This window comes from Nocardioides perillae (genome assembly GCF_013409425.1).
Taxonomy (GTDB): Bacteria; Actinomycetota; Actinomycetes; order Propionibacteriales; family Nocardioidaceae; genus Nocardioides; species Nocardioides perillae.
The window spans coordinates 1,447,941-1,462,035 of the sequence record NZ_JACCAC010000001.1 but is presented as its reverse complement, the minus strand read 5'-3'; the positions used below and the strand labels follow the sequence as shown (position 1 = coordinate 1,462,035).

14 protein-coding genes are annotated in these 14,095 nt (G+C 74.7%); 5 read left to right on the top strand and 9 right to left on the bottom strand.

Annotated features, from left to right (window positions below):
• Positions 1–37 precede the first annotated feature (37 nt).
• A complete protein-coding gene (locus tag BJ989_RS06795) occupies positions 38–898 on the top strand; it encodes a hypothetical protein (protein ID WP_179517546.1) in 861 nt (286 codons plus the stop codon).
• 21 nt (positions 899–919) lie between these two features.
• Here the strand turns inward: BJ989_RS06795 and BJ989_RS06790 are convergent, their stop codons facing one another.
• From BJ989_RS06790 to groES, 5 genes are all read right to left on the bottom strand, one after another.
• Positions 920–1,660 carry an N-acetyltransferase gene (locus BJ989_RS06790; protein ID WP_343049149.1) on the bottom strand — a complete coding sequence of 247 codons (741 nt, stop codon included), beginning with the start codon at positions 1,658–1,660 and terminating at the stop codon, positions 920–922.
• A gap of 37 nt (positions 1,661–1,697) precedes the next feature.
• A complete protein-coding gene (gene guaB / locus BJ989_RS06785; protein ID WP_179517545.1) occupies positions 1,698–3,200 on the bottom strand; it encodes an IMP dehydrogenase in 1,503 nt (500 codons plus the stop codon).
• Positions 3,201–3,220: 20 nt separating this feature from the next.
• Positions 3,221–4,114 carry a GNAT family N-acetyltransferase gene (locus BJ989_RS06780; protein WP_343049148.1) on the bottom strand — a complete coding sequence of 298 codons (894 nt, stop codon included), beginning with the start codon at positions 4,112–4,114 and terminating at the stop codon, positions 3,221–3,223.
• Positions 4,115–4,335: 221 nt separating this feature from the next.
• A complete protein-coding gene (gene groL, locus BJ989_RS06775) occupies positions 4,336–5,958 on the bottom strand; it encodes a chaperonin GroEL (RefSeq protein ID WP_179517543.1) in 1,623 nt (540 codons plus the stop codon).
• A gap of 99 nt (positions 5,959–6,057) precedes the next feature.
• Complete coding sequence (gene groES, locus BJ989_RS06770) at positions 6,058–6,354, bottom strand: co-chaperone GroES (protein WP_179519442.1); 297 nt, start codon at positions 6,352–6,354, stop codon at positions 6,058–6,060.
• A gap of 195 nt (positions 6,355–6,549) precedes the next feature.
• On the opposite strand from groES, the gene BJ989_RS06765 reads away from it, so the two are divergent.
• A complete protein-coding gene (locus tag BJ989_RS06765) occupies positions 6,550–7,752 on the top strand; it encodes a THUMP-like domain-containing protein (protein WP_179517542.1) in 1,203 nt (400 codons plus the stop codon).
• On the opposite strand, the gene BJ989_RS06760 is transcribed toward BJ989_RS06765, so the two are convergent.
• Both BJ989_RS06760 and BJ989_RS06755 read right to left on the bottom strand, forming a co-directional pair.
• On the bottom strand, positions 7,749–8,399 hold the full coding sequence (locus BJ989_RS06760) for an MBL fold metallo-hydrolase (protein ID WP_179517541.1): 651 nt from the start codon (positions 8,397–8,399) through the stop codon (positions 7,749–7,751). The two genes, BJ989_RS06765 and BJ989_RS06760, sit on opposite strands and share 4 nt — an antisense overlap.
• On the bottom strand, positions 8,396–9,526 hold the full coding sequence (locus BJ989_RS06755; RefSeq protein WP_179517540.1) for an S-(hydroxymethyl)mycothiol dehydrogenase: 1,131 nt from the start codon (positions 9,524–9,526) through the stop codon (positions 8,396–8,398). The genes BJ989_RS06760 and BJ989_RS06755 overlap by 4 nt, the downstream gene beginning before the upstream one ends.
• Positions 9,527–9,637: 111 nt before the next feature.
• Between BJ989_RS06755 and BJ989_RS06750 the strand changes: the two genes are divergently transcribed.
• Positions 9,638–10,249 carry a SigE family RNA polymerase sigma factor gene (locus BJ989_RS06750; protein WP_343049147.1) on the top strand — a complete coding sequence of 204 codons (612 nt, stop codon included), beginning with the start codon at positions 9,638–9,640 and terminating at the stop codon, positions 10,247–10,249.
• A complete protein-coding gene (locus BJ989_RS06745) occupies positions 10,246–11,469 on the top strand; it encodes a hypothetical protein (protein WP_179517539.1) in 1,224 nt (407 codons plus the stop codon). Before BJ989_RS06750 ends, BJ989_RS06745 begins: the two co-directional genes overlap by 4 nt.
• A 300-nt stretch (positions 11,470–11,769) precedes the next feature.
• Here BJ989_RS06745 and tsaD read toward each other — a convergent pair whose 3' ends face one another.
• A complete protein-coding gene (gene tsaD / locus BJ989_RS06740; RefSeq protein WP_179517538.1) occupies positions 11,770–12,819 on the bottom strand; it encodes a tRNA (adenosine(37)-N6)-threonylcarbamoyltransferase complex transferase subunit TsaD in 1,050 nt (349 codons plus the stop codon).
• Between the two features lie 54 nt (positions 12,820–12,873).
• Between tsaD and BJ989_RS18720 the strand changes: the two genes are divergently transcribed.
• Positions 12,874–13,695, top strand: coding sequence for a GNAT family N-acetyltransferase (locus BJ989_RS18720; RefSeq protein WP_179517537.1), 822 nt, complete (start codon positions 12,874–12,876; stop codon positions 13,693–13,695).
• Here the strand turns inward: BJ989_RS18720 and rimI are convergent.
• Positions 13,647–14,090 carry a ribosomal protein S18-alanine N-acetyltransferase gene (gene rimI, locus BJ989_RS06730; RefSeq protein ID WP_343049146.1) on the bottom strand — a complete coding sequence of 148 codons (444 nt, stop codon included), beginning with the start codon at positions 14,088–14,090 and terminating at the stop codon, positions 13,647–13,649. The genes BJ989_RS18720 and rimI overlap by 49 nt on opposite strands.
• Positions 14,091–14,095: the final 5 nt, after the last annotated feature.

Below are 14,095 nucleotides of genomic sequence, written 5' to 3'. Positions count from 1 at the left end.
GGCGCATGAGGCGGGCCCACCCGGGGACCGCGTGCGCATGAGCCGCCCCGACGCGACCCCGATCCGACGCAGGCTGGAGCTCGGGCGGCTGGTGGTCGGCGGGCTGCTGGTGCTGGTCGTCAAGGCGTACGGCGCGGGCGCGGCCGTCGCGGTCCTCCTCAGCGACGCCGAGACGCTCGGCGGCAAGGTGGACGCCGCGGTCGCGGCCGTCCCCACGCTGGTGGAGGAGTACCAGCGCGCGGAGTACGTCGTGGAGAACCGCGACGAGATCCGCGACGCGGTGGACTACCTGGACCAGGAGACACCGCGGCAAGAGGAGCTGCAGCGCACGCTGGACGAGAGCCGCGAGACGCTCACCGATGTCACGACGACGTTCGATGCGCTCGATCGAGCGCGAGACGCTGGCATCGGGAGCCCATTCGACGCCGCTGACGCCGCACGGGACGCCTGGGAGTCGAAGCCCAGCCTCGACGCGCTCCGCGAGCTCGAGGACACCGCCGAGCAGCTCGGCCCGGTCGCCGATCAGGTGGGGATCCTGCTCCCCGTCTACTACGGCGGCGTCGCGACGGTGAACGACAACCTCGCCAGCGACGAGCTGGCCTCGACCCTGACGGTCATGGCGGCAGCCCTCGCGCTGGCGTTCGTCGTGGCCCAGGGGCTCGGCTTCTGGGTGCGCCGCGGCCGGCCGGGGGTGCTCGCTCGCGCCCTGCAGCGCCTCGGCGCACGCACGTTCCGCAGCTGGTACGTCCGCCACGCGCCGTACGCCCTCGGCGACCCGGTCTACGCCGCGGCGCGCGAGCGGGTGCACCGCGACCTGCTCGCCGGGGCGGGGACGCTCGGCCCCGAGGCACGCCGCGAGCTCGAGGCCTACGTCGCCGGTCGACCGCCGGCCGGCTAGCGGCCCGGTCGCGCTGCGCCGTCAGGTCCGGTGGCGCACCCACACGTTGGGCTCGACGTAGGTCGCCGTGCCGTGCTCCAGGTCGCAGTGCACCGGCGCGAGGGCGCCGGGCACGTGCACCGGGCCGGTCCGGTCGAACGGCAGCCCCGTCCACCGGCGCCACTCCTCGAGCGTGCCCGGGATGACCATCGCGCGGGGGGCGACGTCCTCGATGCGGCCGCCGGCTCGCACGTGCACCCGCAGCCACGGGTCGACCGGCAGGCCGTCGTCGCGCGTGCGGCGGGCGTAGGTCTCCATCGGCTCGGCGGGATCGGTCTTGCCGTTGGGCCGCACCGGCGCGACCAGCTCGTCGAAGCCGAGGCGGCCGGCGTTGTCGCGCAGCGCCGCCAGCACCCGGCCCGACAGACCCGAGCCCTGCAGGTCGGGGCGGACGGCGATCTCGACCGCGGACACGCAGTCCGGCTCGTCCCCGGCGAGCCGGCCGCGCAGGCCGCGCCGGATGACGCCGTCCCAGCCGTCGACGGGCAGCGGCTCGTCGCCGAGCACGAAGGGCACCGAGAACGCCGTGGCCGCCACCTCGCCGTGCTCGTCGCGGCACACGAGGACGTGCTCGGCGAACAGCTCCACGCAGGAGTAGTAGGTGTTGCCGATCGGGTCGTGCTTCATGAACTCCGGCCAGGTGCTGGCCATGCCCCACACCGCAGGGAGGAGGTCGGGCCGGTCGGCGAGGACCGTGGTCTCGAGCGGCACGTCGGGGGTCACGGCCCGCGATCCTGCCAGGGCGTCCGCCCCTCGCGGCTCAGCGACCGGTGTAGTTGGGCGCCTCGACCGTCATCTGCACGCCGTGGGGGTGGCTCTCGGTGAGCGAGGCGGAGGTGATCCGCACGAAGCGGCCCTTCTCCTGCAGCTCGGGCACGGTGCGGGCGCCGACGTAGAACATCGACTGCACGAGGCCGCCGACGAGCTGGTGGGCGACGGCGCCGAGCGGGCCGCGGTAGGCGACCTGGCCCTCGATGCCCTCGGGGACGATCTGGTCGTCGCTGGCGACCTCGGCCTGGAAGTAGCGGTCCTTGGAGTAGGACTTCTTCTGCCGGCTCGACATCGCGCCGAGCGAGCCCATGCCGCGGTAGGACTTGTACTGCTTGCCGTTGACGAAGACCAGCTCGCCCGGGCTCTCCTCGCAACCGGCGAGCAGCGAGCCGAGCATCACCGTGCTGGCGCCGGCGACGAGCGCCTTGGCGATCTCGCCGCTGTACTTCATGCCGCCGTCGGCGATGACCGGCACGCCGGCCGGCGTCGCGGCGAGCGACGCCTCGTGGACGGCGGTCACCTGCGGGACGCCCACGCCGGTGACGACGCGGGTGGTGCAGATCGAGCCAGGCCCCACCCCGACCTTGACGGCGTCGGCACCGGCGTCGACGAAGGCCTGCGCACCCGCGCGGGTGGCGACGTTGCCGCCGATGACCTGCACGTGGCGGGTGGCGGGGTCGGTCTTGAGGCGCCTGACCATGTCGAGGAGCAGGTGCACGTGGCCGTGCGCGGTGTCGGCGACGAGCACGTCGACGCCGGCCTCGACGAGGCGGGTCGCGCGGTCCCACGCGTCGCCGAAGTAACCGATGGCCGCGCCGACGAGCAGCCGGCCGTCGGCGTCGTAGGAGGCGTTCGGGAACTGCTCGGACTTCACGAAGTCCTTCACGGTGATGAGGCCGGCCAGCCGGCCCTCGCCGTCGACGAGCGGCAGCCGCTCGCGCTTGTGCTTGCGCAGCAGCAGGGTCGCGTCGTCGCGGGAGATGCCGACGTCGCCGGTGATGAGCGGCATCGGGGTCATGACCTCGTCGACCTTGGTGGTCGCCCACTCCGCGACCGGGGTGAAGCGCAGGTCGCGGTTGGTGATGATGCCGAGCAGCCGCTGGTCGGCGTCGACCACGGGCAGGCCGGAGACGCGGTACTCGCCGCAGATGCGGTCGAGCTGCTCGAGCGTCGCGTCGGGCCCGATGGTCACCGGGTTGGAGATGATGCCGGTCTGGGTGCGCTTGACGAGGTCGACCTGGTAGGCCTGGTCCTCGATCGAGAGGTTGCGGTGCAGCACCCCGAGGCCGCCCTGGCGCGCCATCGCGATCGCCATCCGCGACTCGGTGACGGTGTCCATCGCGGCCGAGACCAGCGGCACCTTGAGCGAGATCTCGCGGGTCAGCCGCGAGGTGGTGTCGATGTCCGAGGGCGCGAGGTCCGACTCCCCCGGCAGCAGCAGGACGTCGTCGTAGGTCAGGCCCAGCGTCGCGAACTTCTCGGGAACATCCACCGCCCCAGTCTAGGCGCCGCTCAGGACCGCGACGGCCGCAGGTCGCGCACCGGCACCCGCACGGTCAGCACGTCGGCCGCCATCCGGATCCGGCCCTTCAGGCCCGCGGCGAGCACCATCGGCAGCACCGCCTGGTTGTCGGCCCGGGTCGTGAGCAGCACCTCGCCGGCCCCGGACGCCCCGGCCAGCCGCGTGACCTCGACCAGCAGGCGGGTCCCGATGCCGCGCCGCTGCCACGCGGCGTCGACGCGCAGGCGCACCTCGCGCACCCCGGGCTCCACCTCGGCGCGCAGCGCGGCCGCACCCACGACGGTGCCGTCGACCACGGCGCGCACGACGTCGCCGTCGTGCTCGAACGACGGCGCCGCACCGCCGCCGAGCCGTCGTCCCGCCACCGGAGCGACCGCGGCCGACTCGTCGGCGCGCGCGCGGGCGAGCACGTCGCTCACCAGGTCGGCCATCGACGCCCCGCGGGCGTGCTCGGTCGCGGTGAACGGCGCCGTCCGGCGCACCTGCACCTGCACGTCGCCGACGGTCATGTCCATCACGTCCTGCACCGGTGTGAGTGCGTGCGGCTCGGGGTCCGCCTCGGCGTCGAAGAGGGCGGCGACGACCTCGGGGAAGCTGGCCGGCTGCGCGAGGACGGTGCGGGCGGCCTGCACGTAGCGCGTGGGCTGGTCGACCAGCGCCGCCTCGGTGCAGGGGGCGGCACTGACGGCCACCCCGCCCGCGCCCTCGACGAGGGCGGCGGTGTCGGCCGTCGTCCAGCCGTCCGGCGTGCGCAGCACGAGCTCGTCGGTGACCGCCTCGATCCCGGGGAAGATCTGCAGGCCGAGGATGTTGACGCCCGCCTCCCCGCAGTGGCGGGCCAGCACCGCGAGGGCGCCGGGGCGGTCGGGCAGGGTCGTGCGCACGCGCCAGAGCATGGGTCACCTCGGGGTCGGTGGGGCCGGTCGCCCGTCGGTCGACGGGGTCGGGGACCACCGTGCCCTGCCCTGGTTTCGCGGCCGGGGCGTGCGTGTTTCGCCCGCATGACGGCGTACGCCGGGTGGTGCGGGCGGCGGGACGGCGACGGCGCCGGCCCCCTCGAGGGGACCGGCGCCGTCGCGCGGTGTCGCGGGTGGAGCGGCTGGCCTCAGTGGCCGTGACCGTGCCCGTGGCCGCCGGCGGCCGCGGGCTCCTCCTCCTCGGGCTTGTCGACGACCAGGGTCTCGGTCGTGAGCAGCATCGCCGCGATCGAGGTCGCGTTGACCAGCGCGGAGCGGGTGACCTTGACCGGGTCGAGGACGCCCTGGGCGACCAGGTCGCCGTACTCGCCGGTGGCGGCGTTGTAGCCGTTGCCGACGCCGAGCTCGCGGACCTTGGTGGTGACGACGTAGCCGTTCTCGCCGCCGTTCTCGGCGATCCAGCGCAGCGGCTCGTCGGCGGCCTTGCGCACGATGCGCACGCCGGCGGCCTCGTCACCGGTGAGGCCGAGGTCCTTCTCCAGCACCGAGACGGCGTGGATCAGCGCGGAGCCGCCGCCGGGGACGATGCCCTCCTCGATCGCGGCGCGCGTCGCGGAGACGGCGTCCTCGATGCGGTGCTTCTTCTCCTTCAGCTCCACCTCGGTGGCGGCGCCGACCTTGATGACGCACACGCCGCCGGCCAGCTTGGCGAGGCGCTCCTGGAGCTTCTCGCGGTCCCAGTCGGACTCGGTCGACTCGATCTCGGCCTTGATCTGGTTGACGCGACCCTCGACCTCGGCCGCGTCGCCCGCGCCGTCGACGATCGTGGTGTCGTCCTTCGTCACCACGACGCGGCGGGCCTGGCCCAGCACCTCGAGGCCGACCTGGTCGAGCTTGAGGCCGACCTCGGGGGCGACGACCTGACCGCCGGTCAGGGTCGCGATGTCCTGCATCATCGCCTTGCGGCGGTCGCCGAAAGCGGGGCTCTTCACCGCGACGGCGTTGAAGGTGCCGCGGATCTTGTTGACGACCAGCGTCGAGAGCGCCTCGCCGTCGACGTCCTCGGCGAGGATGAAGAGCGGCTTGCCCGACTGGATGACCTTCTCCAGCAGCGGCAGCAGGTCCGCGACGGCCGAGATCTTGCCCTGGTGCAGGAGGATGTAGGGGTCGTCGAGGACGGCCTCCATGCGCTCGGGGTCGGTGACGAAGTACTGCGAGATGTAGCCCTTGTCGAACTGCATCCCCTCGGTGAACTCCAGCTCGGTGCCCATGGTGTTGGACTCCTCGACGGTGATCACGCCGTCCTTGCCGACCTTGTCGAAGGCCTCGGCGAGCAGGTCGCCGATGTGGGAGTCGCGCGAGGAGATCGTGGCGACCGAGGACATGTCCTCACGGGTCTCGACCTCGCGGGCGGCCGCGCGGAGGGCGTCGCCGACGGCCTCGGCCGCGGCGTCCATGCCCCGCTTGAGGCCCATCGGGTTGGCGCCGGCGGCGACCGCGCGCAGGCCCTCGTGGACCATCGCCTGGGCCAGGACCGTCGCCGTGGTGGTGCCGTCACCGGCCACGTCGTTGGTCTTGGTGGCGACCTCCTTGGTCAGCTGCGCGCCGAGGTTCTCGAAGGGGTCGTCGAGCTCGACCTCGCGGGCGACGGTGACGCCGTCGTTGGTGATCGTGGGGGCGCCCCACTTCTTGTCCAGGACGACGTAGCGGCCCTTGGGGCCGAGCGTGACCTTGACGGCGTTCGCGAGCGCGTCGACGCCGCGCTCGAGCGCCCGCCGGGCGTTCTCGTCGAACTCCAGGATCTTGGGCATCAGGTGCTCCTCAGGGTGGAAGGAAGACGGTCCGGGACGCGGGCGCTGTGCGCCGGCGCGTCCCGGACCGTCAGGGGGTGCTCAGGGGTGTGAGCAGGGTCAGGAGACGATCGCGAGGACGTCGCGCGCCGAGAGGATGAGGAACTCGTCCCCGCCGTACTTCACCTCGGTGCCGCCGTACTTGCTGTAGATGACCTTGTCGCCCACGGAGACGTCCATGGGGATGCGCTCGTCGCCGTCCTCGTTGAACCGACCCGGGCCGACCGCCACGACCTCGCCCTCCTGGGGCTTCTCCTTGGCGGTGTCGGGGATGACCAGGCCGGACGCCGTGGTCTGCTCGGCGTCGAGGGGCTTGACCACGATGCGGTCCTCGAGGGGCTTGATGTTGACCGACACGGTGTCGACCTCCACTTTCTTGCACACGTCGCTTGATGGTCTCGGGTCGCGGGCCGGGTCGAGGAGTACGCCGTCGCGGGGGTCGCACGCTCGTCGCGCTCGCGCTGGCACACTCACCAGGAGAGTGCCAACGCGGACATTAGCACTCACCCCGAAGGAGTGCCAGGAGGGTCGGCGGCTGCGAGGATCGCCACCGTGGACCTCGACGCCTTCCGCTGGCTGCTCACCGACGCGGGCCAGCAGCTGCTGGTCGAGGCCACCCACGCCTGGGCCGACGCCGACGGCGACGTGGTGCGCGCGGCAGCAGCCGTGCGCCGGACCGAGCCGGTCGCCGAGCACGCCGCGGCCGCGCTGACCCAGGTGCAGCTGCGCGCCCGCGCGGTCGCCAAGCTCGGCGACGACGCGGTGCGGATGTACTTCACCCCCGACGGCCTCGAGCAGGCCACCCGCGCCCGCGTCGCGGCCCACCGCGCGGCCCGGCTGGCCTTCGCCGCACCCGCCTCCGTCGTCGACCTCGGCTGCGGCGTCGGCGGCGACCTGGTCGCGATGGCACGCGCCGGGCTCACGGCCGCCGGCGTCGACCTCGACCCCGTGCGCGTCGAGGTCGCACGCGCCAACCTCGCGGCCCTCGGCCTCGCGGGCGCGGTGCAGGTCGCCGACGCCACGGCCGTCGACGTGGCCGCCTTCGGCGCGGCGTACGCCGACCCCGCCCGCCGCTCCGCCCGCGGCCGGGAGCTGGACGCCGAGGGATGGACGCCGCCGTGGTCGTTCATCGAGGGCCTGCTCGCCGAGTCGCGCGGCACGCCCGCGGTGGTCAAGGTCGCCCCGGGCATCCCCCACGACCTCGTGCCCGCCGGCGTCGAGGCCGAGTGGGTCAGCGAGGCGGGCGAGGTGAAGGAGGCCGCGCTGTGGTCGCGCCGCCTCGCCACCGCGTCGCGCCGGGCCACCGTGATCCCCGCCGGCGGCTCCGGCCTCGCGACGGTGACCGAGGAGGACGACCCGTACGACGGGCAGCCGCGGCCGGTGCGCGCGATCGGGCGCTACCTGTGGGAGCCGGACGGCGCGGTCGTCCGCGCGGGCCTGGTCACCGCCGTCGCGGCCGCGGTCGAGGGCGGGCTGGTGGACGAGCACATCGCCTACGTGACGGGCGACGACGCGGTGCGCACCCCCTTCGCCCGGGCCTACGAGGTGCTCGAGCAGCTGCCCTACCGCGAGAAGCAGCTGCGGGCAGCGCTGCGCGAGCGCGGCGTGGGCCGGCTGACCATCAAGAAGCGCGGCGTCGCCGTCGTGCCCGAGCAGCTGCGCAAGCGGCTCGCCCTCAGCGGCGACGCCGAGGCCACGGTCGTCCTCACCCGCGTCGCAGGTGAGGGCCGCGCCTTCTCCGTCCGCCCGCTCTAGCCCTCGCCCAGCGCCGCCCGCTCGGCGCCGATGGTGGTGTCGTCGCCGTGGCCGGTGTGGACGACGGTGTCGTCGGGCAGGGCGAAGAGCCGCGCCCGGATCGAGGCCTCGATGGTCGGCCGGTCGCTGAAGGAGCGCCCCGTCGCGCCCGGCCCGCCCTGGAAGAGCGTGTCGCCGGTGAAGACGCAGCCGAGGTCCTCGGCGTAGAGGCAGACCGCGCCTGGCGCGTGGCCCGGGGTGTGCAGCACCTGAAGCGTGGTGCCGGCGACCTCGAGGCGCTGGCCGTCGGCGAGGTCGACGTCCCACAGCGTGGCGTCGAGGTCGTCGGGCCCGCCGTGGGTGAGCTCCCACAGCGGCTTGTCGTCGGGGTGCAGCAGCACCGGCGCGCCGGTGCGCTCGCGCAGCGCCGGGGCGATGCGGCAGTGGTCGTCGTGGGCGTGGGTGAGCACGATCGCGCGGACCTTCCGCTCACCCACGAGCGCCATCACGTCGTCGACGGAGTGGGGGGCGTCGACGACCACGCACTCGGCGTCGTCGCCGACCACCCACAGGTTGTTGTCGACCTGGTGGGTCTCCCCGTCGAGGCTGAAGGTGCCGGAGGAGACCGCGTGGTCGACGCGGAGGCCGCCGGGCGCGGCCGCGCTCACAGGACCACCACCGAGCGCAGCACCGGCTCGACGCCGGGGCCGCCGTGCATCTTCTCGAAGGCGGCCTCGACGTCGCCGATGCCGACCTCCTCGGTCACGAACGCGTCGAGGTCGAGCCGGCCCTGGCGGTAGAGGTCCACCAGCATCGGGAAGTCACGGCCCGGCAGGCAGTCGCCGTACCAGCTGGACTTCAGCGCCCCGCCGCGACCGAACACGTCGATCAGCGGGATCCGCGGCACCTCCATGTCCGGCGTCGGCACGCCGACCAGCACCACGGTGCCGGCCAGGTCCCGGGCGTAGAACGCCTGCTCCCACGTCTCGGGGCGGCCCACCGCCTCGACCACCACGTCGGCACCCTCGGCACCGGGGTGCAGCAGGCTCGCCGCGCAGATCTCCTTGATCGCCGCGACCGGGTCGGTCTCGCGCGAGTTGACGGTGTGGGTGGCGCCCATGCCCCTCGCCATCTCCAGCTTGCGGTCGTCGACGTCGACCGCGATGACCGTGTCGGCACCCGCGAGGACCGACCCGGCGATCGCGGCCATGCCCACACCGCCACAGCCGATCACCGCGACACTGGACCCGCGGGTCACGCCGCCGGTGTTGATCGCCGCACCCAGGCCCGCCATCACACCGCAGCCCAGCAGGCCCACGGCCGCCGGCCGCGCCTCGGGGTCGACCTTCGTGCACTGCCCGGCCGCGACCAGCGTCTTCTCGGCGAACGCGCCGATGCCCAGCGCCGGCGACAGCTCCGTGCCCGCGTCAGGGCCCTCGGCCAGCGTCATCTTCTGCGTCGCGTTGTGGGTGGCGAAGCAGTACTGCGGCTCACCGCGCGTGCACGCCCGGCACTCCCCGCACACCGCGCGCCAGTTCAGCACCACGAAGTCGCCCGGAGCCACCTCGGTCACGCCCTCGCCGACGGCCTCGACCACCCCCGCGGCCTCGTGGCCCAGCAGGAAGGGGAAGTCGTCGTTGATCCCGCCCTCGCGGTAGTGCAGGTCGGTGTGGCACACCCCGCAGGCCTGCACCTGCACCAGCGCCTCCCCCGGACCCGGGTCCGGCACGTTGATCGTGACGAGCTCCACCGGAGCTCCCTTGCTGCGCGCGACGACGGCCTTCACCTGGTGCATGGGCTCAACCTAGTGACCCGTGCAACCTGATCGACTGCGGCCGCGTCCTGGTGCCGGAAGGATGGTGAGCCGACGGTGGCCGACGTGGACACAGCAGTGAGAGGGGTGGCCGTGCAGGCGACGCCTGAGCAGCGCCCGACCCGCCGGTCGCGGGTCGACGAGGAGTTCGCGGCGTACATGGCCGCGCGGCAGGCGAGCCTGCTCCGCACGGCGTACCTGCTCTCGGGCGACCGGCACACCGCCGAGGACCTGGCGCAGACCGCGCTCGCCAAGCTCTACCTGTCGTGGGACAAGGTGCGCGACCAGGGCTCGCTGGACGGCTACGTGCGCCGGATCATGGTCAACGAGCTGAACTCGCTGTGGCGTCGGCCGTGGAAGCGTCGCGAGCACAGCACCGACCTCGTGCCCGACGTCGAGGTCCACCGCGACGAGTACGACGAGGGGCAGGCCGCCGCGGTCTGGTCCTTCGTGCAGACGCTGCCGACCAAGCAGCGCGCCGTGGTCGTCCTCCGCTACTACGAGGGGCTCAGCGAGGCGGAGATCGCCGAGACGCTGGGCATCTCCCCCGGGACCGTGAAGTCCCAGGCGAGCCGCGCGCTCGCGGCGCTGCGCGTGCGCGTGCCCGCCGGGCTCGACCCGCGCGACACCCCCACCGACACCGGCATCGACACCAGCACCGACGGCACCGACACCCGCACCCAGACCCTGGAGGAGGGGCGATGACCCCCACGGACCCGCAGGCCGACCGCCTGCGCGACGCGCTGACGCAGCGCGCCGACACCCTGACCCACGACGGGGCGCCCTCGATCAGCTTCGAGGCCGTGCAGGGCCGAGCCGGCCGGATCCGTCGCAACCGCCGGATCGGCGCCGGTGCCGGCGTCGCCGCCGCGCTCGCGGTCGCCGCGCCGCTCGGACTGGCGGCCTCTGGCCAGCTGGCCGCCGACGACGGGCGCCTTGCCCCGGCGGCGCCGGTCGAGCGCACCTACGAGCCGGTCGGCGAGGTGGACCTGACGACCGTCGGGCTGCCGCAGGGCGCCCGCACCGACGTGCCGTGGATCGACGTGCGGCGCGACGCGGTCGTCGCCGGCGACCTGGTCGTCGACGCGGTCGAGATGCCGCAGGACGCGGTGCGCTGGGCCGGCGGGCTGCTCGTCACGGGCGACGCCGGCGACTCACGCCTCTTCGTGCTCGACGAGCTGGGCCGCCCGCTGGGCGACCCCGTGGAGCTGCCGGCCGCTCTCGACGCACTCGTCGGCGCGCCGAGCCTCGGCGAGGTCGGGTGGGTGCAGGAGGTCGGCGCGGAGCAGGCAGCGGTCCTCGCGCCCGACGACGAGGTGCTGGCGTCGGACGAGCACGTGGTGGTGCAGCTGCCCTCGCTGGGCGGCTTCACCCCGGTGGGGATCGGGCCCGCCGGGCTGGTGCTCAACGCGACCTACCCCGACGGCCGGAGCGAGGTGCTCCTCGCCGGGCGCGACGGCACCGTGACCACGGTCGCGGGTGTGGACGAGGCCGTCGGCGTCGACCCCCAGACCGGTGTCGTGGCCGGCAACCTCTCCGGCGACCGCGCCTGCGCGGTGGTCGTCGGCGCCGCGGGCGAGCAGCTGCGCGCACCCGACTGCGACCTCGTGCTGCGCTCCATGAGCCCCGACGGCCGCTGGGTGACCGCGACCGGCAGCGACAGCGACGGCATCGGCGACCGCTCGATGACGGTGCTCGACACCGCGACCGGCGAGGTGCAGGTGGCGTGGCTCTCGCGCAGCAACCCGCCGACCGACCTGACGCACGTGGGGTGGGAGGACGCCGACACCGTGCTCGCCGCGGCGTTCCAAGGCGAGGAGGCGTCCGTGCTCCGCCTCGAGCTCGACGGCTCCGTCGAGCGCGCGACGCCGGTCGTGTCGATGGACCCCTTCGGCGACCTCGCCGTGGTCCTGCCGCGACCCTGACCCCACCCCGCCGAGGGGTCACCGGCTGCTCTACCGCCGAGGGGTCACCGGCTGCGCTACCGCCGAGGGGTCACCGACTGCGCTACCGCCGAGGGGTCACGCGCTGGGCTGGATGCGCCCAGCGCGTGACCCCTCGTCGTGCGCGCGACCCCTCGACGTACGCGTGTGCCCAGCGCGCGACCCCTCGACGCGAGCCCAGCGCGCGACCCCTCGACGCGAGCCCAGCGCGCGACCCCTCGACGTACGCGTGCGCCCAGCGCGCGACCCCTCGACGCGAGCCCAGCGCGCGACCCCTCGGCGTCAGACGGCGACGGTGGTGATGGGCTGGGAGGAGTCGGCGGGGAGGTCGAGGGACGACGGTGTGCGGCCGCGGGCGACCATCTCGGCGCCGAGGGCGGCGACCATCGCGCCGTTGTCGGTGCACAGCCCCGGGCGCGGCACACGGACCCGGACGCCGACCTTCGCGGCCCGCTCCTCCGCCATCGCCCGCAGCCGGGAGTTGGCGGCGACACCGCCGCCGATGAGCAGGTCGTCGACGCCCTGGTCGGCAGCCGCGTCGAGCGCCTTGCGCACCAGCACGTCGCAGACCGCCTCCTGGAAGCTCGCCGCGACGTCGGCCACGGGCACCGGCTCGCCGGCCCGCTCACGGGCCTCGACCCAGCGGGCGACCGCGGTCTTGAGGCCGGAGAAGGAGTAGTCGAAGCGGTGCCGCTCGAGGTCGCGGCGGCTCGTCAGCCCGCGCGGGAAGTCGATCGCGACCGCGTTGCCCGACCGGGCCTCGCGGTCGACGTGCGGTCCCCCGGGGAAGGGCAGGCCGAGCAGCCGCGCCACTTTGTCGAAGGCCTCGCCGGCCGCGTCGTCGATGGTCGCGCCGAGCGGGGTCACGCCGGTCGTGAGGTCCTCGACGCGCAGCAGGTTGGAGTGGCCGCCGGAGACCAGCAGCGCGAGGCAGGGCTCGGGCAGCGGGCCGTGCTCGAGCTGGTCGACGGCGACGTGGGCGGCGAGGTGGTTCACGCCGTACAGCGGCTTGCCGAGGCCGAGCGCCAGCGCCTTGGCGGCCGCGACCCCGACGAGCAGGGCGCCGGCGAGGCCGGGCCCGCTGGTCACGGCGACGGCGTCGACCTCGTGCAGCCGGATCCCTGCCTGCTCCGCGGCGCGCTCGAGGGTCGGCACCATCGCCTCGAGGTGGGCGCGGCTCGCGACCTCGGGCACGACGCCGCCGAAGCGCGCGTGCTCCTCCACCGAGCTGGCGACCGCGTCGACCAGCAGGGTCCGCCCGCGCACGATGCCGACGCCGGTCTCGTCGCAGGAGGTCTCGATGCCGAGCACGAGGGGTCCGTCGGCGCTCATGGCCGCCATTGTGCCGCCACCGCCACCCGCAGAGCCGTCGGGGAGGATGTGCCGGTGCGCGAGATCCCGATCGGCGAGCTGGCCGCGGTCGTCGACGACCCCTTCCTCCACCACCACGTCGACCCGACCCGCCCGGGCGCCCGCGCCTGGGTGCACGGGTGGGCCGCGGTGGTCGACGGCGCGTCCGGGCGCCAGGGGTGGCGCGGACCGGCCTTCTCCTGCCTCGGCCCGCCCGAGGACCTCGGCCCCCTGATGGCGGCGATCGCCGCCACCGGCGAGGCGCCGGTGCGGGTCAGCGCGGAGCACACCTCCGCCGCCGACCTGCCCGACTCCTGGCGACCCGTCGAGCGCCTCGACTGGCACTGGATGTGGACCGCGGCCGCACCCGAGCAGCCCACCCGCGACGGCGTCGAGGTGGTCGACCTCGACGAGTCAGACGCCGCCGACCGCGACGCGGTGGAGGCGGTGCTCGACGCGGGCTACGCGGACTCCTTCGCCCGGCCGGGCGTGCCCGGCGCCGAGGCCTGGCTCGGGGTCACCCACCGCGGCACCCTCGCCGGCGTCGGCGTGCTCATCCGCCAGCCCAGCGGCGCCGGTCTGATCCGCGCCGTCACGGTGCTGCCCGAGCACCGCGGCCACGGCCTCGCGCGCGTGCTCAGCGCCGCGCTCGCCCACCGCGCGGTCGCGGGCGGCAACGGCACCGCGACCCTCGGCGTCTACACCACCAACGCGCCCGCCGTGCGCGTCTACGAGCGCCTCGGCTTCCGCACCGCGCACACCTTCGTCGCGGGCCCGACCGCCCTCGGCGCCGCCGACGCCGACGCCGCTCAGGCCAGCGCGAGCCCGAGCACCAGCGCGTCCACGCCGTCGCGGTAGTAGCCGCGCCGCCGGTCGACCTCCACCAGCCCCGCCCGCCCGTAGAGCGCGAGCGCCGCGGCGTTGGTCGCCGCGACCTCGAGCAGCAGCCGGTGCGCGCCCGCGGCCCGGGCGTGGTCGACCACCGCCGCGAGCAGCGCGCCGCCCAGCCCGCGCCCCTGCCGCGCCGGGTCGACCCCGATGCGCAGCAGGTCGGCGACGTCGCCGAGCACCATCGTCGAGGCGTACGCCGCCACGCGCGGCCCGTCCTCGACCACCAGCAGCCGTCGGCCGGGGCCGTCGAGCTCGGCGCGCAGGGACGCCTCGTCCCACGCCTCGGCACCGAAGAGGGTGCGCTCGAGCGCGACGAGGGCAGGCAGGTCGGGGGGCTGCGCGTCCCGGACCTGCTCGCTCACCGACG

What these genes read in the sequence shown, in the direction of transcription:
- BJ989_RS06795 (WP_179517546.1), top strand. Translation starts at nt 38, where the DNA reads ATGAGCCGCCCCGACGCGACCCCGATCCGACGCAGGCTGGAGCTCGGG.
- groL (WP_179517543.1), bottom strand. Translation starts at nt 5,958, where the DNA reads ATGCCCAAGATCCTGGAGTTCGACGAGAACGCCCGGCGGGCGCTCGAG.
- BJ989_RS06755 (WP_179517540.1), bottom strand. Translation starts at nt 9,526, where the DNA reads ATGCACCAGGTGAAGGCCGTCGTCGCGCGCAGCAAGGGAGCTCCGGTG.
- BJ989_RS06745 (WP_179517539.1), top strand. Translation starts at nt 10,246, where the DNA reads ATGACCCCCACGGACCCGCAGGCCGACCGCCTGCGCGACGCGCTGACG.
- tsaD (WP_179517538.1), bottom strand. Translation starts at nt 12,819, where the DNA reads ATGAGCGCCGACGGACCCCTCGTGCTCGGCATCGAGACCTCCTGCGAC.